Raw genomic sequence first — 22,683 nt, 5'->3', positions numbered from 1 at the left:
GAGTTTGGCGGGGGTGGGGTGTGTAGGAAAGGGGTTTGTGCCTTGCCCCATATCCTCCGTTTGCTTCGAGCGCAGGTTCGAGCTTGTCGAGAACCGTAGTCGAGAAGGGGGGCGAACGACCGCGTTCTCGACGGGCGCTTCTCGACAGGCTCGAAGCTGCTCGAACCGAACGGGGTGGGTGGGGTAGGAATGGCTTCTTGTCCCTTCCCGTTCGTCCTGAGTAGCCGCTGAGCTTGTCGAAGTGGCGTATCGAAGGACCGCCCAGGGGTACTTCGATACGGGCTTTCGACAAGCTCAATCCCTACTCAGCACGAACGGATGGGGGCGTTTAAGCACGCGGACGGGGGTGTTTGAGCAGGATGCTCCGTGCTGTACCCGCCCGCCCAACGCAGGGGAGAGGGAGTGCCTGTCCCTTACCGCTCGCTAAGATAGTACCGATCGGTCGGCGTCAGGTCGTCGGCCAGTTCGTACACGATCGGCTGCCCGGTCGGGATTTCCAGGCCCGTAATCTCGTCATCCGGAATGCCCGACAGATGCTTCACCAGCGCGCGTAGCGAGTTGCCATGGGCGGAGATCAGGATACGCTTGCCGGCCTTGAGTTCGGGCGCGATGCGACTTTCCCAATAGGGGAGGACGCGGTCGATCGTGTCTTTCAGGCTTTCGGTCTGCGGAATGTCGATGCCGGCATAGCGACGGTCGGCCGACAGGTCCCACGGGCTGTCCGCTTCGGGGAGCGGCGGCGGCACGTCGAAGCTGCGGCGCCAGATCTTGACCTGTTCGTCGCCATGCTTGGCGGCGGTCTCCGCCTTGTCGAGACCGGTCAGGCCGCCATAATGCCGCTCGTTCAGGCGCCAGTCTTTCTCCACCGGCAGCCACAGACGACCCATCGCTTCCAGCGCGATGTTCAGCGTCTTGATCGCGCGGGTCTGGAAGCTGGTGAAGCAGAGGTCGAAGTCATGCCCCTTTTCGGTCAGCAACTCGCCCGCCGCCTTGGCCTCTGCCTCGCCCTTCTCGGTCAGGTTCACGTCCCACCAGCCGGTGAAGCGGTTTTCGAGGTTCCAGGCCGATTGGCCGTGGCGGATCAGGACGAGCGTGGGCATGGAACCTCCGTTGCTGTTGTTGCGGTGCACCTAGCTCAAAGCGTGCGCGAGAGGAACCGGTTGAAGTCGGTCGCGACGTAGCTGCCGAACGGCGGGCAGGGCGCGAAGCCGCCCCGGGCATAGAGGCGGTGCGCGGCGTCGAACATCGCTCCGGTGCCGGTTTCGAGCAGCAGGCGGGTCAGGCCGCCCATGCGGGCGTCGGCGATGATGCGATCGAGCACCGCCTGTCCGACGCTGCGACCGCGGGCGGTGGCGTCGGTCCGCATCGATTTGATCTCGCCCGTGCCGTCGCCCAGCGTGCGCAGCGCGCCGCAGCCGAGCAGCGTGTCGCCGTCCCATGCGGTGTAGAAGGCGATGTCGGGTGTCGCCAGTGCCGACAGGTCGAGCGCGTAGACGCTGCCCGGCGGCGAGCTGGCGTGCATGTCGGCCAGATGCGCCGCCAGCAGCCGGGCGGTGCCGGGATGGTCGAGACCGCCCGGACGGACGATCACCGGGTGAAGTCCGCCAATACCTCCAGCCAGCTATGCGCCAGCGCCTTCGATCGTTCGGGCGACCAGCCATATTCGGGGTCGGGATTGTCGTCGTGATCCTTGAACGGCATTTCCAGCGTCATGCTGAGCGCGCCGAAACGGTTCGCGAGCTGGTTGGTCGACATGGACAGGTTCGCCTGTCCGGGCGCGGACACCGGATAGCCGAGCTTGGTCTGGAACTCAGGCGTTGCCGCCGCCCACGCCGCGCCGAAGGCGGTGAAGCGGGCGCCATGCTCGTCGGTCCAGTTGGGGATGCCTTCATAGCCTGCGATGAAGTTGGCGGGAATCGCTTCGTCGCCATGGACGTCGATGGCGATGTCGACACCTGTTTCGTCCATGCGATTCCGGACGCACAGGACTTCCGGGCTGCGCTCGGGCGAGGGAGCGTGCCATTCGCGGTTGAGGTTTACGCCGGCGGCGTTGGTGCGCAGATGGCCGCGGAACGAGCCGTCGGGGTTCATGTTCGGCACGCAGTGAAAGGTCATGCGCCGGCGCAGATCGGCGGCGAGCGCGTCGTTCGGATCGGTGAGACGTTCGAGCAGCCCCTCCATGAACCATTCGCACATCGATTCGCCCGGATGCTGGCGGGCATAGGCCCAGATTTGTAGTGGGCCGTCGCCCAGCGTCAGATAGTCGATCGCGCGGCCGTCGAGCGTCTGGCCGAGCTCGCGATGGGTGACGCCGGGCCGCGCGGCGATGCGGGCGATCAGGTCGTCGTGGCGCTCCATCGTATAGGGCGCGAAATAGGCGAACCAGGCGAGTTCGCTGTCGATGGTGGCGGTGAAGGTCAGTACGCCATCGGCATAGTCGGTAGCGACCTGCCGCCACGCCTGCCGATCGGTGCTCATCCGGGTGCGATAGCCCGGCCAGCCGAAGGCGTAGGCCGATCCGGCGGCGTTGACGATGCGGAAGGTCAGCGTTCGCCCCCGCGCCCCGGCGACGCGGAAGTGGAACCACTGATAGAAGTCGGACTGGTGATCGGCGACGATCTCGAGGTCGATTACGTTGCCCTGGATGGCGACGACGCGGATATTGCCGCTGTCGAACGCGGCGTTGATGGTGATGCTCATTTCACCGTCGTAGTGATTCCCGACTCGCCTGGGAAGTTCCGGAACAGCGCGTTGGCCAGCCGGTCGGCCTGAAACACCGGCTGCGCGCCGGGCGTGTTTTCGAGCGAATCGGTGACCGCGCGGCCTTCCCAGATGGTCGTGCCGTCGGCGCGGCGGCGAATCTGGACGGCGAGTTCGGTGCCGATCACCTCGCGCTGACCACCGCCGCCCAGGCCGAAGCCGACTCCGCCGCCGAGGCCCACGCCACCGCCGCGCCAGCCTCCGCTGCCACCGCCCGCGCCGATGCCGATCGAGACGGGCGAGCGCCGTTCGACGAAGCCCTTGGTCCCGCGGGTGAAGGCGACGCCGACGATCAGTTCCGACGGCTGGGTGCCGGCGCGGGTGAAGCCGAGCTTTTCCATCTCCCGGGCCACGGCATTGCCATAGGTCTGAAATTCCGGGGTGGCGGCGCGGATGGTCTGGACCGGCTCGATCGAGAAGCTGCCCTTCGCGATCGGCTGGTTCAGGTGGAAGCGGGTGACGTCGACCGGCGCGATCCGCGATCCGGCGGTGGTGCATCCGCTCCCCAGCAGGGCTGCCATTGCCGCCACGCCAAACCCCAACGCCTTGTTCATGGTACTCACCCCGAATATGCCACGGTTCATCAACCCACCCAACGCGCGACACCCGGCGATGGGTTCATTGCGCAAGTGTTTCGATGCGAGGCGGCGGTTGTATCTTGACGGGACGGTCGCGCGGCGATAGCTGGACGCCTCTTTTCCGGCCGTGCGAGCGGCCCTTTTGCCGTTTGAGAGCCGTTCCCATGAAGATCGTCAATTCGCTGAAGTCGCTCAAGGATCGTCACCGGGACAACCGCGTGATCCGTCGTCGTGGGCGCATCTACGTCATCAACAAGACCAACCGCCGCTTCAAGGCCCGCCAGGGCTGATTCGGCGTCGGGCGGGGCTTTGGTCCGCCCGATCACGGGTTTCGAACAGGCATCCGGTCCCATGTGGACCGGGTGCCTGTTCGTGTTGGTAGTTGCCGGTTTTCCAACCCGGTCCGTCACTCGGGCGCAGGCGGGAGTCCATAGACGCTGACGTTCCGAGGTGATCTCAAAAGCTGGCGGCAATGGATTCCCACCTGCGCGGGAATGACGAATGGCGCGGGTTGGGCTTCATCCTGGCGCAGACTGGGATTCTCGGTGACGGCGTAGGGCAGGAGCGGCAGGATGCCCGGCGTTTGCCGGTGCGACGTATCGGTCAGATCGTGCCGCGCCGGTCGGCCGGAACGGTGGGCACGGTGCACGCGATCAAGACGCGGCGGACGCCGGCCGATCCGAACACGCGGGTCGCATGGCCGGTTGGGACCTTGTCCAGTTCGCGGCGCAACTCGATCGGGATCGCGGCGAAGGCGGTGTTGCGGCGTTCGGTGATCGAGCCGGAGAAACGCTTCTCCGCCTTGTACCGCGCCCCGATGGTGCCCGCATCGGCGCAACGCCGGATGGTGCGGGTGTCGGCGGCGAACACTTCGGTCGCGGCAGCCTCTTCGGCCGGGGACAGGCCAGCAGCCAGCTTGATCTCGAACTGGACGATCGTCGCGCGGCGTTGCTCCAGCCCGGCCGAGGGTTGCGCCGCCAGCGCGAGGGCGAGCAGCGCGGCGGTCATGCCGGGGCGGTCGCGGCTGAGGGCGTATCGTCGAGCAGCGCCCAGCCGGTCGGCCCCAGCACCTCCAGCGGGCGATAGCGGGTCTTGTACGCCATGCGCGGCGATCCCTGTACCCAATAGCCGAGATAGACGTGCGGCAGGCCGCTGGCGCGGGCGCGGCGGATATGGTCGAGGATGATGAAGTTGCCCAAGCCCGGGCGGGCATCGTCGTCGGTCTCGAAGAAGCTGTAGACCATCGACAGCCCGTCGGCCTGTTCGTCGGTGATGCACGCGCCGACCAGCTTGCCCGGGACGCCATCGACGGCGGGTTCGCGATATTCGATGACCCAGGAGGTGACCGGCGAATGCTCGACCATGTCGGCAAAGTCCGATTCGTCCATCGCGGTCATGCCGCCGCCGGGATGGCGCGCGGTCAGGTAACGGCGCAGCAGGCGGAATTGTTCGTCGGTCGCCCATGGCTTGCACGCGCGGATATCGAGGTCCGAATGGCGGCGCATCAGCTTGCGCTGGGTGGCGTTCATCGAAAAATCGCCGGCGACGACGCGGACGGAGACGCAGGCGCTGCACCCGACGCAGCTGGGGCGATAGGCGACCGACTGGCTGCGGCGGAACCCGATGCGGCCGAGCGCTTCGTTCAGTTCGTCGGCATTCTCACCGCTCAGTTCGGTGAACACCTTCCGCTCCTGCCGCCCCGGCAGATAGGGGCAGGGCGCAGGCGAGGTGACGAAGAACCGGGGGAATCGAAACGGCGCGGTCACCCATTGCTCCTTCGGATCGGGCAGCTCCCGATAGAATGATGCAGCGAATATGGCGATGACAAGACGTGGCGAAAAGCGCGTTAACCGCGAATTTCGTAGGGCCGGTGCGTCAGGCGGGCGGCCCTTCCGCAAACTGCGGCAGGCCGTCGTCCAGCTTCAGCCATGGCTGCTTCGCCGATACCCAGATGTGATCGGTGGGCGCGAAGCGTTCGGGGTGGTCGAGCGTGCCCATCGTCAGCCCGATCGTGCCGGCCGTGGCGCGTTCCGAAAACAGCGTCGAGCCGCAGGCCGGGCAGAAGCCGCGCCGGACGCCGGTATCGCCGTCATACCATGCGACCGGCCCGTCGATCGTGACCGAGGCCAGCGGCACCATTACCCGCGCATAGAAGGGGCTGCCGGTCGCGCGCTGGCACCGGCGGCAGTGGCAGGCGCGGACGTTCATCACCGGCGCGTCGCTGCGGTAGCGACAGGCTCCGCACAGACAGGCGCCGGTGATGGTGCCGGTCATGCCAGTTCGACCGTGCTGACTTCGTAACCGCCGGTGCGCAGCCCTTCGACCAGGCGGTCGAGATGCTCGCGGTCGCGGGTTTCGCATTCGATGTCGGTGATGAGGCCCTTGGCCGGCAGCGTCGTGAAGACGCGCTGGTGATAGACTTCGATGATGTTGACGGTGTGTTCGTGGAAGATCTTCGCGACGTGGAACAGCGCGCCGGGGCGATCCTGCAACCGGATGCGCAGCCGGGCGAGGCGGCCCGAGCGGGCGAGGTCGCGCAGCAGGACGTTGGCGAGCAGGCGCGTGTCGATATTGCCGCCGCACAGGACGATGCCGACGGTCTTGCCCTTGAACCGCGGTCCATGCCCCAGCAGCGCGGCGAGGCCGGCGGCACCGGCGCCCTCGACCACGGTCTTTTCGATCTGGACCAGCAGGCTCACGGCCTCTTCGAGCTGGCGCTCGCTGACCAGCACGATGTCGTCGACCAGCGCTGCCACGACCTCGGCGGTCAGGCCGCCGGGCTGCTTGACCGCAATCCCCTCCGCCAGCGTATCGCCGGCGCAGTCCATGGCGGTGCCGTGCACCCGGTTGTACATCGACGGGAACAGCTCGGCCTGCACGCCGACGACTTCGATCGGGCGATCGGCTGCCTTGGCGACGGTGGCGATGCCGCTGATGAGGCCGCCGCCGCCGATCGGCACGACCAGCGTGTCGAGATCGGGCACGTCCTCCAGCATTTCCAGGGCGACGGTGCCTTGGCCCGCCATGATGCGCGGGTCGTCGAACGGATGGACGAAGGTCAGGCCCTGTTCGGCCTCCAGCTTGCGGGCATGGGCATAGGCGGCGTCGAACGTCTCGCCCTCCAGCACCACGGTCGCGCCGTGGCTCTGCGTCTGCATGACCTTCACGGTCGGAGTCGGGCGCGGCATGACGATGGTGACCGGCACGCCCAAACGGTTGCCGTGATAGGCGAGACCCTGCGCGTGATTGCCCGCCGAGGCGGCGATCACGCCCTTGGCACGGGTGGCTTCGTCTAGTTGCAGCAGGGTGTTGAGTGCGCCGCGTTCCTTGTAAGCGGCGGTGAACTGGAGATTTTCGAATTTCAGATAGACGGTCGCGCCGGTCAGTTCCGACAGCGTGCGGCTGATCAGGGTCGGCGTGCGGACGATCGAGCCGCCAATACGCATCGCTGCCATGCGCACGTCATCGACGGTGAGAGGCAGGGCGGGCGGAGCGATCGGGTTGGTAGCCATCGCGGGCGCGTAGCCGATTTGTACCAAGAGGGGAACCCATGGGGCCGGGCAGGCTTCTGTTCAAACACCCCCAAGCCGGAAAGCCGAACCCCATGACCGATACCGATCGCCGCACTTTCGTGACGGGAGCCGCCCTTGCCGGGGTCGCCGCCGCCGTGCCCGCCGCCGCGCAGAATGGCGGGGCCGCTGCCCCCACCAGCCCGGCCGCCGCCGCGCATCCCAAGCCGCCCTTTCCGGTACAGCGCCAGCCCTGGCCGGGCCTTGCGTCCAAGATGACGCCCCGGCCCGACCATGGCGAACAGAGCTACAAGGGTTCGGGGCGATTGGCGGGCAAGCGCGCGCTGATCACCGGGGGCGACAGCGGCATCGGCCGTGCCGCCGCCATCGCCTATGCCCGCGAAGGCGCCGACGTCGCGATCAACTATCTGCCCGCCGAGGAGCCGGACGCGCGCGAGGTCGTTGCGCTGATCCGCGAGGCAGGGCGCAAGGCGGTGGCGATCCCCGGCGACCTGCGCGACGAAGGCTTCTGCCGCAAACTGGTGCAGCAGGCGGCGACGCAGCTGGGCGGGCTGGATATCCTGGTCAACAATGCCGCGCGGCAGCAGACCCGGCCGGATATCGCGTCGATCAGTTCGCAGGACTTCGACGATACGATGAAGACCAACGTCTATGCGCCGTTCTGGCTGACCAAGGCGGCGGCGGCGATCATGCGGCCGGGCGCGGTGATCGTGAATACCTCGTCCGAGCAGGCGGGCGATCCGTCGCCGGACATCGTGGATTATGCGCTGACCCGCGCGGCGGTGCTGAACTTCACTAAAGCGATGGCCAAGCAGCTGGCGTCCAAAGGTATTCGCGTCAACGCGGTTGCACCGGGACCGTTCTGGACGCCGTTGCAGGTCAGTGGCGGGGCGACGCCCGAGAAATTGCAGAGCTTCGGCGGTAGCTCGCCGCTGGGGCGGCCGGGACAGCCGGCAGAGATCGCCGGACTGTATGTCGCGGCGGCCGATCCGGCGATCAGCTTTTCGACCGGGCAGATTTTCGGGGCGACGGGGGGCGGTGGACAGCCGGCGTAAGGAGGACCGTATCTTGTTCGTCACCCCGGACTTGATCCGGGGTCCCGCTTCCTACCCAGTCAGAAGAAGAAGCGGGACCCCGGGTCAAGCCCGGGGTGGCGAGTGAGGGTAGGAAATGGACACTTCCCCGCGCCTTCGTAACGCCATAGACCGCTGCCCCATGGCAAAACTCGCATTCATCGGCACCGGCGTCATGGGCGCACCCATGGCCGGCCACCTCGTTTCCGCCGGCCATCAGGTCACCGTCTATAACCGCACGCGCGCGAAGGCGGAGGCGTGGGCCGGCAAGCATGGCGGGACGGTCGGCGATACGCCGGCGGCCGCGGCGGACGGGGCGGATGCGGTGTTCGCCTGTGTCGGCAATGATAACGACCTGCGGCAGGTGACGTTGGGCAGCGACGGGGTGTTCGGGACGTTGCGCGAAGGCGCTTTGTTCGCCGACCATACCACCGTGTCGGCGGCGATCGCGCGCGAACTGGCCGAGGCCGGCAAGGCCAAGGGGCTGCTGGTGCTCGACGCGCCGGTGTCGGGCGGGCAGGCGGGTGCCGAGAATGGCAAGCTGTCGATCATGTGCGGCGGTAGCGCCGAGGCGTTCGCGGCGGCCGAGCCGTTGATGACCGCCTATGCCCAGCGGATTGTCCATGTCGGCGAGGCGGGCGCGGGGCAGACGACCAAGATGGTCAACCAGATTTGCATCGCCGGCGTGCTGGGCGGGCTGTCGGAGGCATTGCGGTTCGCGCAAGGCGCGGGCCTCGACCTCGACAAGGTGTTGGAGGCGGTGTCGGGCGGCGCGGCGCAGAGCTGGCAGATGGTCAATCGCTGGCCGACCATGGCTAGGCAAGAGTTCGATTTCGGCTTTGCGATCGACTGGATGCGCAAGGACCTGGGCCTCGCGCTCGACGAATCGCGGCGCAATGGCGCGACGCTGCCGGTGACCGCGCTGATCGATCAATTCTATGCCGAGGTACAGGCGATGGGTGGCGGACGACAGGATACGAGCGCGCTGGTGCGGAGGATCGCCAAGTGATCCGGTCGGTACTCACCGTCGCCGCGCTGCTGCTGGCGGGAACCGCGCAGGCCGATGGGCTGGTGGACAACGTCAACGGCGTGGCGCTGGATTCGCGGGGCCAGGTGGTGCGCTTCGGCGGCATCCTGGTCGACAAGGACGGCAAGGTCGTGCGGCTGGTGCCCAAGGGCGAGAAGGCGCCGAAAAAGCTCGACTGGCGCAGCGACATGGGTGGGCGGATCGTGATGCCGGGCATGATCGATGCGCATGGCCATGTCATGTCGCTGGGCTATCGGGCGCTGGAACTCGACCTGTCGAACACGCGGTCGCTGGCGGATGCGCAGGCGGCGATCCAGTCCTATGCGCGCAGCAACGGCAATCGCCAGTGGATCCTGGGCGGCGGCTGGAACCAGGAGGCGTGGGGGCTGGGGCGCTTTCCGACTGCGGCCGAACTGGACGCGGCGGCGGGGGACAAGCCGGTGCTGCTCGAACGTGCCGACGGCCATGCGGTGTGGGCGAACAGCGCGGCGATGAAGGCGGCGGGGATCACCGCCAGGACGGTCGCGCCGGCGGGTGGGCGGATCGAATTGCTGCCGAACGGACAGCCTTCGGGGGTGTTCGTCGACAGCGCCGCCAGCCTGTTCGACGCGGCCAGGCCCAAGCCGTCCCCGCGCGAACGCAACGCCGCGTTCCTGAAGGCGCAGGAGCTGTTGCTGTCGACCGGCATCACCGCGACGGCGGACATGGGCACGTCGGTCGACGACTGGCTGGTGTTCCGGCGGATGGGCGATATCGGCCAGCTGCGGGTGCGGATCATGAGCTATGGCGCGGGCCTCGACACCGCGCTGACCATCGCCGGGGCCGGGCCGACGCCGTGGTTGTACGGCGACCGGCTGCGCATGGGCGGGATCAAGCTGTACGCCGATGGCGCGCTGGGGTCGCGCGGCGCGTGGCTGAAGGCACCCTATAGCGATGCGCCGAAGCAGACCGGGCTTTCGTTCATCAACGATACGACGCTGCTCAACCTGTTGAGCCGGGGCACGATGGACGGGTTCCAGTTCGCGATCCATGCGATCGGCGACCGGGCGAACCGGCAGGTGCTGGACGCGATCGACGAGCTGGCATCGTCGTACAAGGACGACCGGCGCTGGCGGATCGAACATGCGCAGGTGCTCGACCCCGCCGACCTGCCGCGTCTGGGGAAGAATGGCATCATCGCGTCGATGCAGCCGGTGCACGCCACCGGCGACCGGATGATGGCCGAGGCGCGGCTGGGGCCGGCGCGGCTGACCGGGGCCTATGCGTGGGCGACCGTCCTGCGCGACGGCGGGCGGCTGGCGTTCGGGTCGGACTATCCGGTCGAAAGCCCGAACCCGTTCGTCGGCTGGGCGGCGGCGTTCACCCGCGAGGACCCCAACGGGCAGCCGCCGGGCGGCTGGCGCCCGGAAGAAAAGGTCACGCGCGAACAGGCGTGGAAGGCGTTCACGCAGGACGCGGCGTTTGCCGGTTTCGCCGAACAGAAGTTCGGGTCGCTGCTGCCGGGGCAGAAGGCGGACTTCATCGTGGTCGATCGCGATCCGGTGGCGGCGACGCCGGCCGAACTGCGCGCGACGCGGGTTATCGAAACGTGGGTCGGCGGGTACAAGGCCTGGCCGCTGAAGGAGGAGCCGAAGGCGACCGGGCGGTAAATTCTCCCCGTGCTGGGGAGGATTAATGTGCCATCCTGATACGGCGGGTTTCGCCGGGGTGTACGCTTGTGCCGTTTGCCCTACATACGGGCGACAGGAGGGACGATGCGCGCTTCGTTGCGAACCGGATTGGGGCTGGCGTTGCTGGTCGGTGTGGTCGGTGCCACGGCGGGCGGGGCGGCGATGCTGTTGGGTGTCGAGCGGCCGGTGCCCGCCGTCGCGCCGGTCAAGCCGGTAGCCAAGGCCGCTTCGGTGCCGGTGGCCGCGCCCGCTCCGGTCGCCACACCCATCGCCGTGTCGACGCCAGCGCCCGAGGCGATGGTCGTCCGCCGCGTGCTGGATATCGAGGGGCCGTTCACCCATGGCCGCTGGGTGTGGGACGAGGATGGTGCGCCATCGAAGGGCCCGCTGGTCATCACGATCGACCTCGATGCGCAGACGCTGTCGGTGTTTCGCAACGGCTATGAAATCGGTGCGGCGGTGGTGCTGTACGGCGCGGACTGGAAACCGACGCCGCTGGGCGCGCTCAAGATTACCGAGAAGGATGCCGACCATGTCAGCAACCTCTATGGCGCGCCGATGCCCTATATGCTGCGGCTGACCAATGACGGCATTTCGATCCATGGCAGCGATGTGCAGGAGGGGGCGGCGACTCATGGCTGCATCGGCGTGCCGACCGCGTTCGCGCGGAAGCTGTTCGGGGCAGCGAAGCTGGGGGATCGGGTGATCATCACCAACGGCAAGAGGTTGGGGATGGGTGGGGCGATTACCGCCTGATTTTCTTGGTAGTCGTATCGGGAATCCAGCGCCGAAAAGGGTATCGCCTGATGACCCTGGATCCCCGCCTGCGCGGGGATACTGTAGAGGTTGGATTACCGTCTCGTGCAGGTCCGTTTGGTTCGAGCTTGTCGAGAACCGAGGTCGAGAAGACGGTGCCCTAAACTGGGCGTTCTCGACGGACGCTTCTCGACAAGCTCGAAGCTGCTCGAACCGAACGGAGTGGGAGACCGGGGGTGCGTGGCCGCGTTACGCGACCGCCGCTTCGGCCATTTCGTCCGGTTCGCGCAGCACATAGCCGCGGCCCCAGACCGTCTCGATATAATTGTCGCCTTCGCAGGCCATGCTGAGCTTCTTGCGCAGCTTGCAGATGAAGACGTCGATGATCTTGAGTTCCGGTTCGTCCATCCCGCCATAGAGATGGTTGAGGAACATTTCCTTGGTCAGCGTGGTGCCCTTGCGCAGCGACAGCAGCTCGAGCATCGCATATTCCTTGCCCGTCAGGTGGACGCGCGCGCCGTCGACGTCGACCGTCTTGGCATCGAGGTTCACCGAGAGCTTGCCGGTGCGGATCACCGACTGCGAATGGCCCTTCGAGCGGCGGACGACCGCGTGGATGCGCGCGATCAGTTCCTCGCGGTGGAACGGCTTGGTCACATAATCGTCGGCACCGAAGCCGAACGAGCGGACCTTCGAATCCATCTCGTCGATGCCCGACAGGATCAGGACCGGCGTCTGCACCCGCGCCACCCGCAACTTCTTTAGCACGTCATAGCCGTGCATGTCGGGCAGGTTCAGGTCGAGCAGGATGATGTCGTAATCGTACAGCTTGCCCAGATCGAGGCCTTCTTCGCCCAGATCGGTCGTGTAGATATTGAAACCCTCGGTCGTCAGCATGAGCTCGATCGCCTTGGCGGTCGTCGGCTCGTCCTCGATCAACAGCACGCGCATCGGCTTGGTTCCCCCGTTTCGCGGCGCGCTATCGTCCCTGACCGGCGCGCAGCAAAAACATTAACGTAAAGACCTATGAAGGCAAAAGGTTAATTTCTTCCTAATCGAAAACACTTCGTAAATTCCGTTGGTTAAGCGGAATGAAGGGTTCTGGAAGGCTAAACGGCCGTTGCCGGACAAGGTTTAGGAAAATTAACGCGGATTGCAGGACCGGCGAAAGCGATCGGACAGATACTCGATCAGCGACTCGACGCGTGCCGGACGCAGCGTGCCGGGCGGGGTGAGGAGGTGCAGCGCCACACCGTCGCCGGCCCAGTCGGCCAGCACCGCTTCCAGCTTGCCCGCGGCGATATCGGCATCGACCAGGAAGTCCGGCAGTCGCGCAACGCCGAGGCCGGCGCACAATGCGGGGAGCATCGCCTCGCCATTGTTGGTGGCGAGCGGGCCGGCCGGGCGGACCGACACTTCCTCCGTGCCCCGCCGGAAATGCCAGATCGCGTTCGGCAGGTTGGTATAGCCGAAACAGTCATGGTCGCCGAGATCGGCCGGGTGCGCCGGACGGCCGCGCGCGTCCCAATAGGAGGGGGCCGCGACGATCCTGATCGCGACGGGGGCGAGGCGGCGGGCGCGCAGCGTGCTGTCGTGCAGGTCGGCGATGCGCAGCGCGACGTCGATCCCTTCGGCGACGATGTCGACCTTCGCATCGGACAGGGTCAGGTCGATCTCGACACCGGGATGGAGTTTGAGGAAGTCGGCGATCGCGGGCGCGATATGGGCGAGGCCGAACGACATGGGCGCGGCGACCTTGACCAGGCCGGTGGGCGCAGCGGCGGCGTCGCGCGCCTGTTCCTCCGCCGCCTGCGCCTCGGCGAGGATGCGGGCGGCCCGTTCGGCGAGCGACTGGCCGGCATCGGTCAGTGTCAGGCGGCGCGAGGTGCGGTGGAACAGGGTGGTGCCTAGCGACAGCTCAAGCCGCGCGACCGCCTTCGACACCGTCGCCTTCGATACGCCGATCGACTGGGCGGCGGCGCTGAACGAGCGGTGCTCGACAACGCAGGCGAACATCGCCCAGGCTTCGAAATCGGGGAGCCGCATATATCCTCCGCTGCGAAACGATCGGTTTCCGACGTTTCCATTTACGGTATGATCGCCGCGCTTATCTTGGGGGTCAAGCAAGGAGATCGACCATGATCGACAAACGTGACTTCACCAGCCTGGGCCATGCCGACCACGGATGGCTGAACGCCCGCCACCATTTCAGCTTCGCCAATTATTACGACCCCGCCCGCATGGGCTGGGGCGCGATCCGGGTGTGGAACGACGACGAGATCGCCGCGAACAGCGGCTTCCCGCCGCACCCGCACAAGGACATGGAAATCATCACCTATGTCCGCTCCGGCGCGATCACCCATCAGGATTCGATGGGGAACAAGGGCCGCACGGCCGCAGGCGATGTGCAGGTGATGAGCGCCGGCACCGGCGTACGCCACGCCGAATATAATCTGGAGCCGGAAACGACCCGCATCTTCCAGATCTGGATCGAGCCGCGCCAGAAGGGCGGCGCGCCGTCATGGGGGGCCAAGCCGTTTCCCAAGGGCGAGCGGTCGGGCAAGTTTGTTACTCTGGCAAGCGGGTTCGATGAAGACGGCGATGCGTTGCGTATCCGGGCGGAGGCACGGGTGCTGGGCGCGACGTTGAAGGCTGGCGAAAGCGTGGAACATAGCGTGGGGGACGGGCGTCACGCCTATCTCGTCGCCGCGACCGGCGCGATCACCATCGACGGCGTCGCCTTTCAGGCGCGCGACGGGGCCGCACTTTCCGGCGGGCAGACCGTCACCATCACCGCGACCGAGGACGCCGAAATCGTCCTGGTCGATTCCGAATAAGCCGAAGGGAGCATCTGAACATGTCGAAGGTCCTGGTCCTGTATTATTCGTCCTATGGCCATATCGCCAAGATGGCCGATGCGGTCGCCGAGGGTGCGCGGTCGGCGGGTGCGGACGTCGACGTCCGCCGCGTCAAGGAAACCGCGCCGGAGGAGGTCGCCAAGTCGGCGGGCTTCGTCGTCGCGGACCATCATGCCGAGCTGACCGATCCCAACGAGCTGACGAACTACGACGCGATCATCGTCGGCACCGGCACCCGCTATGGCCGGATGTCGAGCCAGATGGCGGCGTTCTGGGACACGACCGGCGGCGTGTGGGCCAAGGGCGGGCTGGTCAACAAGATCGGCGGCGCCTTCACCTCGACCGCGACGCAGCATGGCGGGCAGGAAACGACGCTGTTCTCGATCATTACCAACCTGATGCATCACGGGATGACGATCGTCGGCCTCGATTACGCCTATGAAGGCCATACCGGGCTGGACGAAGTGAACGGCAGCACGCCGTACGGCGCGTCGACCATCGCCGGCGGCGACGGCAGCCGTCAGCCGACCGAGATCGAGCTGGGCGGTGCGCGGCATCAGGGCAAGCGGATCGCCGAACTGGCGACCAAGGTCTTCGGATAAGCGATGGCGGGGCGGCCGGGAGGTCGCCCCGTCACGCCGCCGCCCGGGCGTCGAGGTGCAGGTAGCGCGGGTCGAATTCGGCGGCGGCCTTCAGCGCGTCGACGTCGTGGATCGTCATCCGCCGGTCGCGGGTGGTCACCAGCCCTTCGGCGCGCAGGCGTTGCAACACGCGGTTGACGTGCACCGGCGTGATGCCGAGCGTGTCGCCCAACTGCTCCTGGGTCAGCGGCAGGTCGAACGTGCCGCCGGTGGTGAGCTTCACCTGGCACATGCGCAGCCAGATTTCGCAGAACAGATGCGCCATGCGCGTGTAGGGATCGCGCTGGGCGACATTGACCAGCCATTCGCGCGAGACCGCTTCGTCCACGAGTGCCGACCACCAGAGGCCCCGGGCGAGCGCCGGATAGCGTTCGGTCAGGTCGAGGATCACCTGTTTCGGGATGGCCGCGACGCGGGCTTCGCCGATGGCGCGGATCGAATGGTCCATCTGTTCGAAGATGAAGATGTGCGGGTCGCACAGGTCGCCGGGGATCAGATAGGCGAGGATCTGCCGCTTGCCATCGGGCAGGTCCTTGTAGCGGCAGGCCCAGCCGTTAAGCACGAGGAACACCTGTTCGGGGCGGTCGCCCACGCGGATCAGGTCGCGTCCCTTGACGGTGAAAGTGTCGTTGCAGACTGCATCCAGCGCTGCGGCTTCTTCGGCCGACAGGTCGGAAAAACTCGTCAATTTGGTCGTTAGCGTGTTCGACATGGGTTCCTCCTGCCGAGATCGGCCGGCGGCTGGTTTGTCCATGGCGTACCAACCTAACCAAGATTGCGGATGTCGCTTGGTTCCGCCGGTGCCGTGAAGCGGTCCGGTAACGGGACCGGTGGTGCATGGCTTGGATTGTTAGCGCTATCGGTTATCATCGTGGCAAAGAACGATGATGGGAGAGAGCGATGCGCGGCATGGCGTTATGGGGTGCGTTGACGATCGCGGCGGCGACGATGGCGGGGGCACAGGAGCGGCCAGCGCCGGTGCCGGGCAGCAACCCGATCATCCGCGACAAGTTCACCGCCGATCCCGCTCCGCTGGTCGTCGGCGACCGGCTGTACCTGTATGTCGGGCATGACCAGGCCGAGCGGGACCAGATGTTCAACATGCGCGAATGGCTGGTCTATTCGACCACCGACATGCGCCATTGGACCGATCACGGACCGATCATGAAGGTGGCCGATTTCAAATGGGCGAAGGCCGATGCCTGGGCGAGCCAGGCGGTCTTCAAGAACGGCAAGTATTGGTTCTACGCTGCGGTCGAGCATGACGACACGCATCCGGGCAAGGCGATCGCGGTCGCCGTTGCCGACAAGCCGACCGGGCCGTTCGTCGATGCCAAGGGGGCGGCGCTGATCACCAACCAGATGACGCCGAAGGGAACGCATAGCTGGGAAGACATCGACCCGACCGTGTTCACCGACAAGGATGGGACGACGTGGATCGCATGGGGCAACCGGCAATGCTATATCGCGAAGCTGAAGCCGAACATGATCGAGATCGACGGACCGATCACCGAGATCACCCCGCCGCATTTCGAGGAGGGGCCGTGGCTGCATGAGCGCAAGGGCACCTATTACCTGACCTATGCCTCGCTCGACCGGTCGAAGCATCGCGACGAGCGTGTGTCCTATGCCACCGCGCCGTCGATCAAGGGGCCGTGGACCTATCGCGGCGAGCTGACCGGATCGGGCAAATACAGCTTCACCATCCATCCGGGGATCGTGGAGTATAAGGGCGACTGGTATCTGTTCCTGCACAATGCGACGCTGGCGATCGGCGACCTGAACGGCGCGATCGGGCGGCGGGCGGTGACGGTCGAGCGGCTGCATTATAACGCAGACGGCACGATGCAGCCGGTGGTCCAGACCGAGGCCGGAGTGACGGCCCCGCGCAGCGCGGCGGGCGCGAGGGGAAAATGACGATGCGGCTTTCGGTCGGGATCGGTGTGTTGGCGGTTGTCGCGACTCCGGCGCTGGCGCAGAGCGGCGGGCCGGCTGCCGGGCGAGCGGGCGGGGCGCCCGATGGTTGGAGCATCACGGTCGGTGCGGCACCGGTGCTGAGCCCGGCATGGCAGGGATCGCGCGACATGGCGCTGTCGCTGTTTCCCGACCTGCGGGTCCATTATCGAGACGTCTTCTTCGCGTCTGTGCCGGACGGGGTGGGGTTGAACCTGCTGCGTCGTGACGGATGGCGGGCCGGGCCGCTGGTGAAAATTCGCTTCGGGCGCGACGAGGATGGGCGCGGATCGCCGTTCCAGCTGACCGGGGGCAGCGACGTGCTGCGCGGGCTGGGCGATGTCGGTGTCGCCGGCGAGGCGGGCGGCTTTATCGAGAAGCGGCTGGGCGCATGGCGGGTTCGGGGTGAGGGGCGGCAGGGCTTTGGCGGGCATGACGCGGCGGTCGCCGACGTTTCGGTCGCGCGGACGTGGCGGGCGGGGCGGATCGCCGGGTCGCTGGGACCGCGCGCGACGTTCGCCACGGGCGATTATCTGCGGACCTATTTCGGGATCGACGCGGGACAGTCGCTGCGCACCGGGCTGGCGCGGTATCGGCCCGGTGGCGGGCTGGCGTCGGTCGGGATCGGTGGCAGCGCGATCCGGCCGATCGATCGCAACAGCGCCGTCACCGTCTTCGGTGGGGTCGATTATCTGGGCATTAAGGCAGGACAGTCGCCGCTGATCGAGCAACGCGGGCGGCGGGTCCAGGCGACGATCGGCATCGGCTATGGCTATCGGTTGACCCTGTAGGGTGGATCCGCCCTAATCGACCTTCGGGTCGGCGGGGAAGCGGGTGCGGGCCTGAAGGAAGATCGAGCGGGCGGGCGGCGCGCCGGCTGCGCTCGCCGTCGTGCCGACCCAGCGCCAGTGCCACGGTTCCCACTTCACCTGCTGCCTGTTGCCCGCCGGGAACGACATTTCAAAGCCGAAGCGGGCGGCGTTGGCGCGCAGCCAGCGTCCGGCGGGCGTGGCGGCGAAACAGGCTTCGGCGTTGCAGGCGGGGGCGGTGCTGGTGCCGAAGTCGATGACATAGCCGGTCGAATGCTCGCTATGCCCCGGGGGTGCCGAGGCCCAGGCACGCTCGGCAAAGCTGCCCGATCCGTTCGCGCCGATGCCGCCGCAAAAGGTCTGGCGCTGCAACGCTTCGGACCGATGGCAGGAGACGGCGCGCAGCGTGCCGGCGATGGCGGGATCGGCATCGGCGGCGGCGAGCAGGCGGGCGAGATCGTCGGCCATCGCGGGATGGACCTTGCACGAACCGCCCAGCGTCGTCGGCGCGTCGATCAGCGCGGTTGCCGGCATGTCGGGATAGGGGAAATGGTTGAACAACCGGCCATCGGCGGTCCGCTGCACCGTGCCGCGCTCGCAAAGTTCGACGGGACCGGTCGGCCCGGCGGGGGGCAGGGTGACGATCCGGGGAGGCGCGACCGGCGAGGGGGCGGGCGTCGGGACGGGAACCGGCGGCGCCGGCGCGGTGGTCGGCGCGCAGGAGGCGAGGATGCAGAGCGGCGGCAGAAGGCGGGCGAGGGCGGTTCGGCGCACAAAAGTCTCCGGCTGGGTCGGCGGTGCAGCCCATGCGCACTGGCATGGCGTCGACAACGATGGCAAGGGAGCGGAATGCTTGACGACCTGGTCCTGTTCATCGACGGCGAAGCGATCGTCCTCGACAAACCCGCCGGCCTGCCGGTCGATCCCCCGCGCGACGGTTCGCCCAGCATCGTCGCGCGGGCCGACGAGCTGCGCTTCACCTTTCAACGCGAACCGACGCCGGTGCACCGGCTGGACCGCGATACCAGCGGGTGCCTGCTGCTTGCACGCAATCCCAAGGCGCATGCCCGGTTCCAGCAGGCGTTCGAACAGGGACGGGTGACGAAGCGCTATCTGGCGATCCTTGACGGCATTCCCGCCGGGGAATCGGGCGAGATCGACCTGGCGCTGGCCAAGGTCAGCACGGCCGAGACCGGATGGCGCATGGTCGGCGATGCGAAGGGCAAGCCGGCGCGGACGAACTGGCGGGTGCTGCGCACGGTCGGTGACCGCGCGTTGGTCGCGCTGTTCCCCGAAACCGGCCGGACGCACCAGATCCGCGTGCACATGGCCGAAGGGCTGGGCTGTCCGGTGGCGGGCGATCCGGTCTATGGCCGGGGCGGGCGGCACGGCATGCTGCTGCACGCCATCGGGCTGATGGTCCCGCGCGACAACAAGCCGGCGATCGATGTGACCGCGCCATGGCCGCGCAGCTTCGTCGCGGCGGGGTTCGACGAGGCGTAGGTGCCGCGCATCCCGATCACCCGGTCGATTTCGATCGACAGCGGCGAACTGGTCGAAAGCTTCACCCGCGCGTCGGGGCCGGGCGGGCAGCATGTCAACACGACCGACAGCGCGGTGCTGCTGCGCTTCGACGTGGTCGCTTCGCCGGGGCTGCCGGACGCGGTCAAGCATCGGTTGGCGGTGCTGGCGGGGTCGCGGCTGACCAAGGAGGGCGTGCTGACGCTGCGCGCCGATGCGTCGCGGTCGCAGGAGATGAACCGGCGCGAGGTGCGCGAGCGGCTGTTCGAACTGATCCGCGAGGCGACGATCGTGCCCAAGAAGCGCCGCGCGACCAAGCCGACCATGGCATCGCAGGTGCGGCGGGTGGACGCGAAGAAGGGGCGGTCGCAGGTGAAGGCGGGGCGGGGTAAGGTACGGATGGACTGAATCCTCCCCGTACCGGGGAGGATTGTGTGGGGCCACGCCGGCGCTACATAGCCCCCATGTACCAGTTCGATATCTCCACCGGCGCCAAGGGCGACCTGTACCGCGATCTTCTGTCCGCGCTCGATGCGCTGACGGCGGACGAGCGCGACGCCGTCGCGAACATGGCCAATGCCTCGGCGTTGCTGATGCAATATCTGCCCGATCTGAACTGGGCAGGCTTCTACCGCCTAGTCGGTGACGAGCTGGTGCTGGGGCCATTTCAGGGCAAGGCGGCGTGCATCCGCATCGCGGTGGGGCGCGGGGTGTGCGGTACGGCGGCGGCAACGCGGACGACGCAGCTGGTCGCCGATGTCCATGCCTTTCCAGGGCACATCGCCTGCGATGCCGACAGCCGCAGCGAGCTGGTCGTGCCGATCGTCGACGGCGGGCGGCTGATCGGGGTGCTCGATCTCGACAGCCCGCTGCCCGGCCGGTTCGATGCCGGCGACCAGGCGGGATGCGAGGCGCTGGTGCGCGTGCTGGCGCCGCGGATCGGCTGATCTGCCCCGGTGCGGGACGGTCGGTCCGGCAAGCGCCGGATTGGCCGGGAACCGCCGCGCGTGGTAAGCTTTCGGCAACCATATCCGCGCGGTACGTCCGCGCATGAGGGAGCCGACCGGACGATGCGAACGCCGACCCTTGCCGCCCTTGCGGCGATCCTTGCCTCGACCGGGGTTGCGCAGGCGCAGCCGCGCCTCGGCCAGGCACCCGAAGCGCGGCCGGGGCGGCCGGCGCTCTATCCGGGACAGCCGCGGGTGAACCTGCCCGGGCCGCGCTGGGGCGGCAATGTGCGCGGGCGCTGGTATGGCGGCCATTATGCGCCGGGCGGCTGGGCGGCGTATCGCACACCGGTGCGTGGGTGGATCCTGCCGCGCTACTGGGTGGCGCCTAGCTTCTTCATTCAGGACTGGCCGACCTATGGGCTGAGCCGCCCGCAGCCGGGCTATGGCTGGTATCGCTATTATGACGATGCGGTGCTGGCCGATCGCGACGGGCGGGTGTTCGATTATCGCAGCGGCATCGATTGGGATGCGCGCGATACTGGGCGCTATGTCCGCGACGATCGCGCCTATGACCGCTATGTTGGCGAGGGCGATCTGCCGCCGCCGCCGCCGGTTGCACGGCGGGATAACGGCGTGGGCGGTGCGGTGATCGGCGGCGCGGTCGGCGCGGTGGCGGGCAATGTCATCGCCGGCCGCGGCAACCGGCTGGGCGGGACGGTGCTGGGCGCCGGGGTCGGCGCGCTGGCCGGGACCGCGATCGACCGGGCGGAGGATCGGCGTGGGCCGCCGCCGCCGCCGCCGGTTCAGCCTGGCTATGGCGCCGACTATCCGCTGCCGGGGGACGATGTGCCGATCGCGCCGGACGACGGCTATTATGACGATGCCCCGCCGCCGGTCGTGTTCGGGCCGATGCGCGAGGAAGTGCAGCCGATCGGCCCGCGTTCGCGCGGTGGCTATGTCGAGCGACATGTCGGCGCACCGCCGGTCGCGCGCAGCTATACCACGACAACCACCACCGAGGGGCCGGGCGGTTACATCGCCAACGGTTATTATTATCCGCCGCGCACCGTGACGACGGTTACGGTCCAGAACGCGCCGGTGACGACGACCACGACCGAGGAAGTCGTCACCTACGAGACGGTGCGTCGTGCTCCCCGGCGGGTGGTCCGGTCGAAGACGTTGCGGCGGTAGGGCCAGGTTCTCGACAGACGCTTCGAACCGAATGGGGCCGGATGAGGGTTAATGCGGGGCGCGGCCGGCGAAGGTCGGGATGCTCTCCGCGCCCGATGGCGACAGGGCCGAGACGGCGACGAAATGGTCGTCGACGATGACGCCGTTCAGCACCGCTTCCGTGCCGGTGACGTCGCGACGGTCGGTCCAGTCCTGCGCGTCGTTTCGCCGCCAGCGGATGCGATAGCCGGCTGCAGTCGCCACCGGCGCCCAGCGGACCGTCGTATCCGTCGCCAGCGCCCCTTCGATCGACACGCTGGCGGGGGCAGCCGGAGCGGCCGCGAGACGGGCGATGGTCGCGGCATTGATCGCCGTCACCTTGGCCAGATAGGGGAAATCCATCCGGTCGATCGTGTCGCCATAGACGCGCTTGCCGTCGCGGCGCAGATCCTGATGCTGGGCGTCGTAATTCTCGACCCCGACCGAGAAGCGGATCGCAGGATAGCCGAGCTTCAGGAACGGTTCGTGGTCGCCCCCGCGCCCGAACCGATCGGGGCGACGATCGAGAAACACGTCGAGGCCGCCGGGGATCGTGGTCGCGACCGCATCGATCGTCTTGGCCAGCGCGCGCGACGGGCCGTCATCCTCACCGCCGGCGGCGCGGCGGGCGATCTGCTGCTCGATCGATTCAGACGCGCGGATGCCTTCGGAAAAGACGCGGACGCGGTCGGCGACCTTGCGCCCGTCCTGGCCGATCGTGTTGCCGACGATATCGTTGTTGAGCACGGCGGACACCGTCCAGCCGCGCTCCTTCGCGGTATCGGCGAGCAGCTGGGCGCCCCACAATCCCTGTTCCTCACCCGACAGCGCGGCATAGACGATCGTCGCGTCGAACTTTTCCTTCGACAGGATGCGCGCGGTTTCCAGCACCAGCGCGACGCCCGACGCGTCGTCATTGGCGCCGGGCGCGTCGCTGGTCGCATCCATCACGTCGCTGACGCGGCTGTCGATATGGCCCATCACGATGACGACGCGTTTGGGATCGCGCCCCTGCTGAAAGCCGAGAACGTCGACGACATTGACGCCCTGTGGCGCGCGCGGGCCGGTGAAGCCGCGCGCGATGTTGGCGACAGTGATGCAGTTGCCGCAGCCGGCACCGATTCGGGTCAGTTCGTTGGCGAACCAGCGTCGCGCCGCGCCGATGCCGCGCGTCGGATGGTCGGGATCGGACGCGGTATGGCGCGTGCCGAACCCGACCAGGGTCGCGACGTCGGCACGTAGCCGGTCGGGGCGGGGGGTATCGCGCGCACCGGCAGCGGTGGCGAGGAACAGGGCGGGCAGAAGCAACATCGAGCGCATGGGCGGGAGGATGCCGCGTTCCGACACC

At 67.5% G+C, this 22,683-nt stretch carries 26 protein-coding genes; 13 read left to right on the top strand and 13 right to left on the bottom strand.

The genetic code is table 11. The annotated features are described in order from the left end of the window. Positions 1–413 precede the first annotated feature (413 nt). The 4 genes from gpmA to CA237_RS13450 are packed head-to-tail and all read right to left on the bottom strand — an operon-like array spanning position 414 to position 3,314. Positions 414–1,100, bottom strand: a complete 687-nt coding sequence (gene gpmA, locus CA237_RS13465) for a 2,3-diphosphoglycerate-dependent phosphoglycerate mutase (RefSeq protein WP_126014372.1) — start codon at positions 1,098–1,100, stop codon at positions 414–416. A 35-nt stretch (positions 1,101–1,135) separates the two neighbouring features. Beyond that, on the bottom strand, positions 1,136–1,591 hold the full coding sequence (locus CA237_RS13460) for a GNAT family N-acetyltransferase (RefSeq protein WP_126014370.1): 456 nt from the start codon (positions 1,589–1,591) through the stop codon (positions 1,136–1,138). Then, positions 1,588–2,700 carry a M14-type cytosolic carboxypeptidase gene (locus tag CA237_RS13455; protein WP_126014368.1) on the bottom strand — a complete coding sequence of 371 codons (1,113 nt, stop codon included), beginning with the start codon at positions 2,698–2,700 and terminating at the stop codon, positions 1,588–1,590. The genes CA237_RS13460 and CA237_RS13455 overlap by 4 nt, the downstream gene beginning before the upstream one ends. Continuing rightward, positions 2,697–3,314, bottom strand: a complete 618-nt coding sequence (locus CA237_RS13450) for a DUF4136 domain-containing protein (protein ID WP_066694447.1) — start codon at positions 3,312–3,314, stop codon at positions 2,697–2,699. Before CA237_RS13450 ends, CA237_RS13455 begins: the two co-directional genes overlap by 4 nt. A 188-nt stretch (positions 3,315–3,502) precedes the next feature. On the opposite strand from CA237_RS13450, the gene ykgO reads away from it, so the two are divergent. Continuing rightward, on the top strand, positions 3,503–3,628 hold the full coding sequence (ykgO, locus tag CA237_RS13445) for a type B 50S ribosomal protein L36 (RefSeq protein WP_055755695.1): 126 nt from the start codon (positions 3,503–3,505) through the stop codon (positions 3,626–3,628). Between the two features lie 313 nt (positions 3,629–3,941). Here ykgO and CA237_RS13440 read toward each other — a convergent pair whose 3' ends face one another. From CA237_RS13440 to CA237_RS13425, 4 genes are all read right to left on the bottom strand, one after another. Continuing rightward, positions 3,942–4,346: a hypothetical protein gene (locus CA237_RS13440; RefSeq protein ID WP_066694444.1), complete on the bottom strand. Its 405-nt coding sequence runs from the start codon at positions 4,344–4,346 to the stop codon at positions 3,942–3,944. Then, complete coding sequence (locus tag CA237_RS13435; protein ID WP_126014366.1) at positions 4,343–5,104, bottom strand: arginyltransferase; 762 nt, start codon at positions 5,102–5,104, stop codon at positions 4,343–4,345. Before CA237_RS13435 ends, CA237_RS13440 begins: the two co-directional genes overlap by 4 nt. Before the next feature lie 109 nt (positions 5,105–5,213). Then, positions 5,214–5,612, bottom strand: coding sequence for a GFA family protein (locus CA237_RS13430; RefSeq protein WP_066694441.1), 399 nt, complete (start codon positions 5,610–5,612; stop codon positions 5,214–5,216). Then, on the bottom strand, positions 5,609–6,850 hold the full coding sequence (locus CA237_RS13425; RefSeq protein WP_066694593.1) for a threonine ammonia-lyase: 1,242 nt from the start codon (positions 6,848–6,850) through the stop codon (positions 5,609–5,611). Before CA237_RS13425 ends, CA237_RS13430 begins: the two co-directional genes overlap by 4 nt. 92 nt (positions 6,851–6,942) lie before the next feature. Between CA237_RS13425 and CA237_RS13420 the strand changes: the two genes are divergently transcribed. From CA237_RS13420 to CA237_RS13405, 4 genes are all read left to right on the top strand, one after another. Beyond that, entirely contained in the window at positions 6,943–7,923 is a 981-nt protein-coding gene (locus tag CA237_RS13420; RefSeq protein WP_066694439.1) for an SDR family oxidoreductase, read from the top strand. A gap of 160 nt (positions 7,924–8,083) precedes the next feature. Continuing rightward, positions 8,084–8,950, top strand: coding sequence for an NAD(P)-dependent oxidoreductase (locus CA237_RS13415; protein ID WP_066694435.1), 867 nt, complete (start codon positions 8,084–8,086; stop codon positions 8,948–8,950). After that, a complete protein-coding gene (locus CA237_RS13410; RefSeq protein WP_066694431.1) occupies positions 8,947–10,617 on the top strand; it encodes an amidohydrolase in 1,671 nt (556 codons plus the stop codon). The genes CA237_RS13415 and CA237_RS13410 overlap by 4 nt, the downstream gene beginning before the upstream one ends. Positions 10,618–10,722: 105 nt before the next feature. Further along, positions 10,723–11,394: a L,D-transpeptidase family protein gene (locus CA237_RS13405; protein WP_066694429.1), complete on the top strand. Its 672-nt coding sequence runs from the start codon at positions 10,723–10,725 to the stop codon at positions 11,392–11,394. A 249-nt stretch (positions 11,395–11,643) separates the two neighbouring features. On the opposite strand, the gene CA237_RS13400 is transcribed toward CA237_RS13405, so the two are convergent. Together CA237_RS13400 and CA237_RS13395 are read right to left on the bottom strand one after the other, a co-directional pair. Next, the gene (locus CA237_RS13400; protein ID WP_066694428.1) at positions 11,644–12,345 is read right to left on the bottom strand and encodes a response regulator transcription factor; all 702 of its coding nucleotides are present in this window, start codon (positions 12,343–12,345) and stop codon (positions 11,644–11,646) included. A 192-nt stretch (positions 12,346–12,537) separates the two neighbouring features. Continuing rightward, a complete protein-coding gene (locus tag CA237_RS13395; protein WP_126014364.1) occupies positions 12,538–13,440 on the bottom strand; it encodes a LysR family transcriptional regulator in 903 nt (300 codons plus the stop codon). 92 nt (positions 13,441–13,532) lie between these two features. Here CA237_RS13395 and CA237_RS13390 point away from each other — a divergent pair, with 92 nt between their 5' ends. Then, the gene (locus CA237_RS13390; protein ID WP_066694426.1) at positions 13,533–14,231 is read left to right on the top strand and encodes a pirin family protein; all 699 of its coding nucleotides are present in this window, start codon (positions 13,533–13,535) and stop codon (positions 14,229–14,231) included. A 20-nt stretch (positions 14,232–14,251) separates the two neighbouring features. Beyond that, the gene (gene wrbA / locus CA237_RS13385) at positions 14,252–14,854 is read left to right on the top strand and encodes an NAD(P)H:quinone oxidoreductase (protein ID WP_066694424.1); all 603 of its coding nucleotides are present in this window, start codon (positions 14,252–14,254) and stop codon (positions 14,852–14,854) included. Positions 14,855–14,885: 31 nt separating this feature from the next. Here wrbA and CA237_RS13380 read toward each other — a convergent pair whose 3' ends face one another. Beyond that, a complete protein-coding gene (locus CA237_RS13380; protein ID WP_164523877.1) occupies positions 14,886–15,605 on the bottom strand; it encodes a Crp/Fnr family transcriptional regulator in 720 nt (239 codons plus the stop codon). 188 nt (positions 15,606–15,793) lie between these two features. On the opposite strand from CA237_RS13380, the gene CA237_RS13375 reads away from it, so the two are divergent. Next, on the top strand, positions 15,794–16,810 hold the full coding sequence (locus CA237_RS13375; protein ID WP_084401849.1) for a glycoside hydrolase family 43 protein: 1,017 nt from the start codon (positions 15,794–15,796) through the stop codon (positions 16,808–16,810). After that, entirely contained in the window at positions 16,807–17,637 is an 831-nt protein-coding gene (locus CA237_RS13370) for a MipA/OmpV family protein (RefSeq protein ID WP_066694422.1), read from the top strand. The genes CA237_RS13375 and CA237_RS13370 overlap by 4 nt, the downstream gene beginning before the upstream one ends. Positions 17,638–17,649: 12 nt before the next feature. On the opposite strand, the gene CA237_RS13365 is transcribed toward CA237_RS13370, so the two are convergent. Then, positions 17,650–18,429 carry a M15 family metallopeptidase gene (locus tag CA237_RS13365; protein WP_066694421.1) on the bottom strand — a complete coding sequence of 260 codons (780 nt, stop codon included), beginning with the start codon at positions 18,427–18,429 and terminating at the stop codon, positions 17,650–17,652. Between the two features lie 75 nt (positions 18,430–18,504). On the opposite strand from CA237_RS13365, the gene CA237_RS13360 reads away from it, so the two are divergent. From CA237_RS13360 to CA237_RS13345, 4 genes are all read left to right on the top strand, one after another. Continuing rightward, entirely contained in the window at positions 18,505–19,158 is a 654-nt protein-coding gene (locus CA237_RS13360) for an RNA pseudouridine synthase (protein ID WP_066694420.1), read from the top strand. Further along, the gene (gene arfB / locus CA237_RS13355) at positions 19,159–19,584 is read left to right on the top strand and encodes an alternative ribosome rescue aminoacyl-tRNA hydrolase ArfB (RefSeq protein WP_066694417.1); all 426 of its coding nucleotides are present in this window, start codon (positions 19,159–19,161) and stop codon (positions 19,582–19,584) included. 56 nt (positions 19,585–19,640) lie between these two features. After that, positions 19,641–20,123 carry a GAF domain-containing protein gene (locus CA237_RS13350; protein WP_066694415.1) on the top strand — a complete coding sequence of 161 codons (483 nt, stop codon included), beginning with the start codon at positions 19,641–19,643 and terminating at the stop codon, positions 20,121–20,123. Between the two features lie 123 nt (positions 20,124–20,246). Continuing rightward, positions 20,247–21,317, top strand: coding sequence for an RcnB family protein (locus CA237_RS13345; RefSeq protein ID WP_066694414.1), 1,071 nt, complete (start codon positions 20,247–20,249; stop codon positions 21,315–21,317). A gap of 48 nt (positions 21,318–21,365) precedes the next feature. Here the strand turns inward: CA237_RS13345 and CA237_RS13340 are convergent, their stop codons facing one another. Further along, the gene (locus CA237_RS13340; protein ID WP_198158629.1) at positions 21,366–22,655 is read right to left on the bottom strand and encodes a M20/M25/M40 family metallo-hydrolase; all 1,290 of its coding nucleotides are present in this window, start codon (positions 22,653–22,655) and stop codon (positions 21,366–21,368) included. Positions 22,656–22,683 lie beyond the last annotated feature (28 nt).

Origin of the sequence: Sphingomonas sp. ABOLH, from assembly GCF_003951715.1 — a bacterium.
GTDB lineage: Bacteria > Pseudomonadota > Alphaproteobacteria > Sphingomonadales > Sphingomonadaceae > Sphingomonas > Sphingomonas hankookensis_A.
The sequence above is the reverse complement of the archived record's forward strand: the minus strand, read 5'-3'. Positions and strand labels throughout refer to the sequence as shown.

Bases quoted from the DNA above. Each gene is read 5' to 3' on its own strand.
- gpmA (WP_126014372.1), bottom strand. From the start codon at position 1,100: ATGCCCACGCTCGTCCTGATCCGCCACGGCCAATCGGCCTGGAACCTC.
- CA237_RS13455 (WP_126014368.1), bottom strand. From the start codon at position 2,700: ATGAGCATCACCATCAACGCCGCGTTCGACAGCGGCAATATCCGCGTC.
- CA237_RS13450 (WP_066694447.1), bottom strand. From the start codon at position 3,314: ATGAACAAGGCGTTGGGGTTTGGCGTGGCGGCAATGGCAGCCCTGCTG.
- ykgO (WP_055755695.1), top strand. From the start codon at position 3,503: ATGAAGATCGTCAATTCGCTGAAGTCGCTCAAGGATCGTCACCGGGAC.
- CA237_RS13440 (WP_066694444.1), bottom strand. From the start codon at position 4,346: ATGACCGCCGCGCTGCTCGCCCTCGCGCTGGCGGCGCAACCCTCGGCC.
- CA237_RS13430 (WP_066694441.1), bottom strand. From the start codon at position 5,612: ATGACCGGCACCATCACCGGCGCCTGTCTGTGCGGAGCCTGTCGCTAC.
- CA237_RS13425 (WP_066694593.1), bottom strand. From the start codon at position 6,850: ATGGCTACCAACCCGATCGCTCCGCCCGCCCTGCCTCTCACCGTCGAT.
- CA237_RS13420 (WP_066694439.1), top strand. From the start codon at position 6,943: ATGACCGATACCGATCGCCGCACTTTCGTGACGGGAGCCGCCCTTGCC.
- CA237_RS13415 (WP_066694435.1), top strand. From the start codon at position 8,084: ATGGCAAAACTCGCATTCATCGGCACCGGCGTCATGGGCGCACCCATG.
- CA237_RS13405 (WP_066694429.1), top strand. From the start codon at position 10,723: ATGCGCGCTTCGTTGCGAACCGGATTGGGGCTGGCGTTGCTGGTCGGT.
- CA237_RS13400 (WP_066694428.1), bottom strand. From the start codon at position 12,345: ATGCGCGTGCTGTTGATCGAGGACGAGCCGACGACCGCCAAGGCGATC.
- CA237_RS13395 (WP_126014364.1), bottom strand. From the start codon at position 13,440: ATGCGGCTCCCCGATTTCGAAGCCTGGGCGATGTTCGCCTGCGTTGTC.
- CA237_RS13390 (WP_066694426.1), top strand. From the start codon at position 13,533: ATGATCGACAAACGTGACTTCACCAGCCTGGGCCATGCCGACCACGGA.
- wrbA (WP_066694424.1), top strand. From the start codon at position 14,252: ATGTCGAAGGTCCTGGTCCTGTATTATTCGTCCTATGGCCATATCGCC.
- CA237_RS13380 (WP_164523877.1), bottom strand. From the start codon at position 15,605: ATGTCGAACACGCTAACGACCAAATTGACGAGTTTTTCCGACCTGTCG.
- CA237_RS13375 (WP_084401849.1), top strand. From the start codon at position 15,794: ATGCGCGGCATGGCGTTATGGGGTGCGTTGACGATCGCGGCGGCGACG.
- CA237_RS13370 (WP_066694422.1), top strand. From the start codon at position 16,807: ATGACGATGCGGCTTTCGGTCGGGATCGGTGTGTTGGCGGTTGTCGCG.
- CA237_RS13360 (WP_066694420.1), top strand. From the start codon at position 18,505: ATGCTTGACGACCTGGTCCTGTTCATCGACGGCGAAGCGATCGTCCTC.
- CA237_RS13350 (WP_066694415.1), top strand. From the start codon at position 19,641: ATGTACCAGTTCGATATCTCCACCGGCGCCAAGGGCGACCTGTACCGC.
- CA237_RS13345 (WP_066694414.1), top strand. From the start codon at position 20,247: ATGCGAACGCCGACCCTTGCCGCCCTTGCGGCGATCCTTGCCTCGACC.
- CA237_RS13340 (WP_198158629.1), bottom strand. From the start codon at position 22,655: ATGCGCTCGATGTTGCTTCTGCCCGCCCTGTTCCTCGCCACCGCTGCC.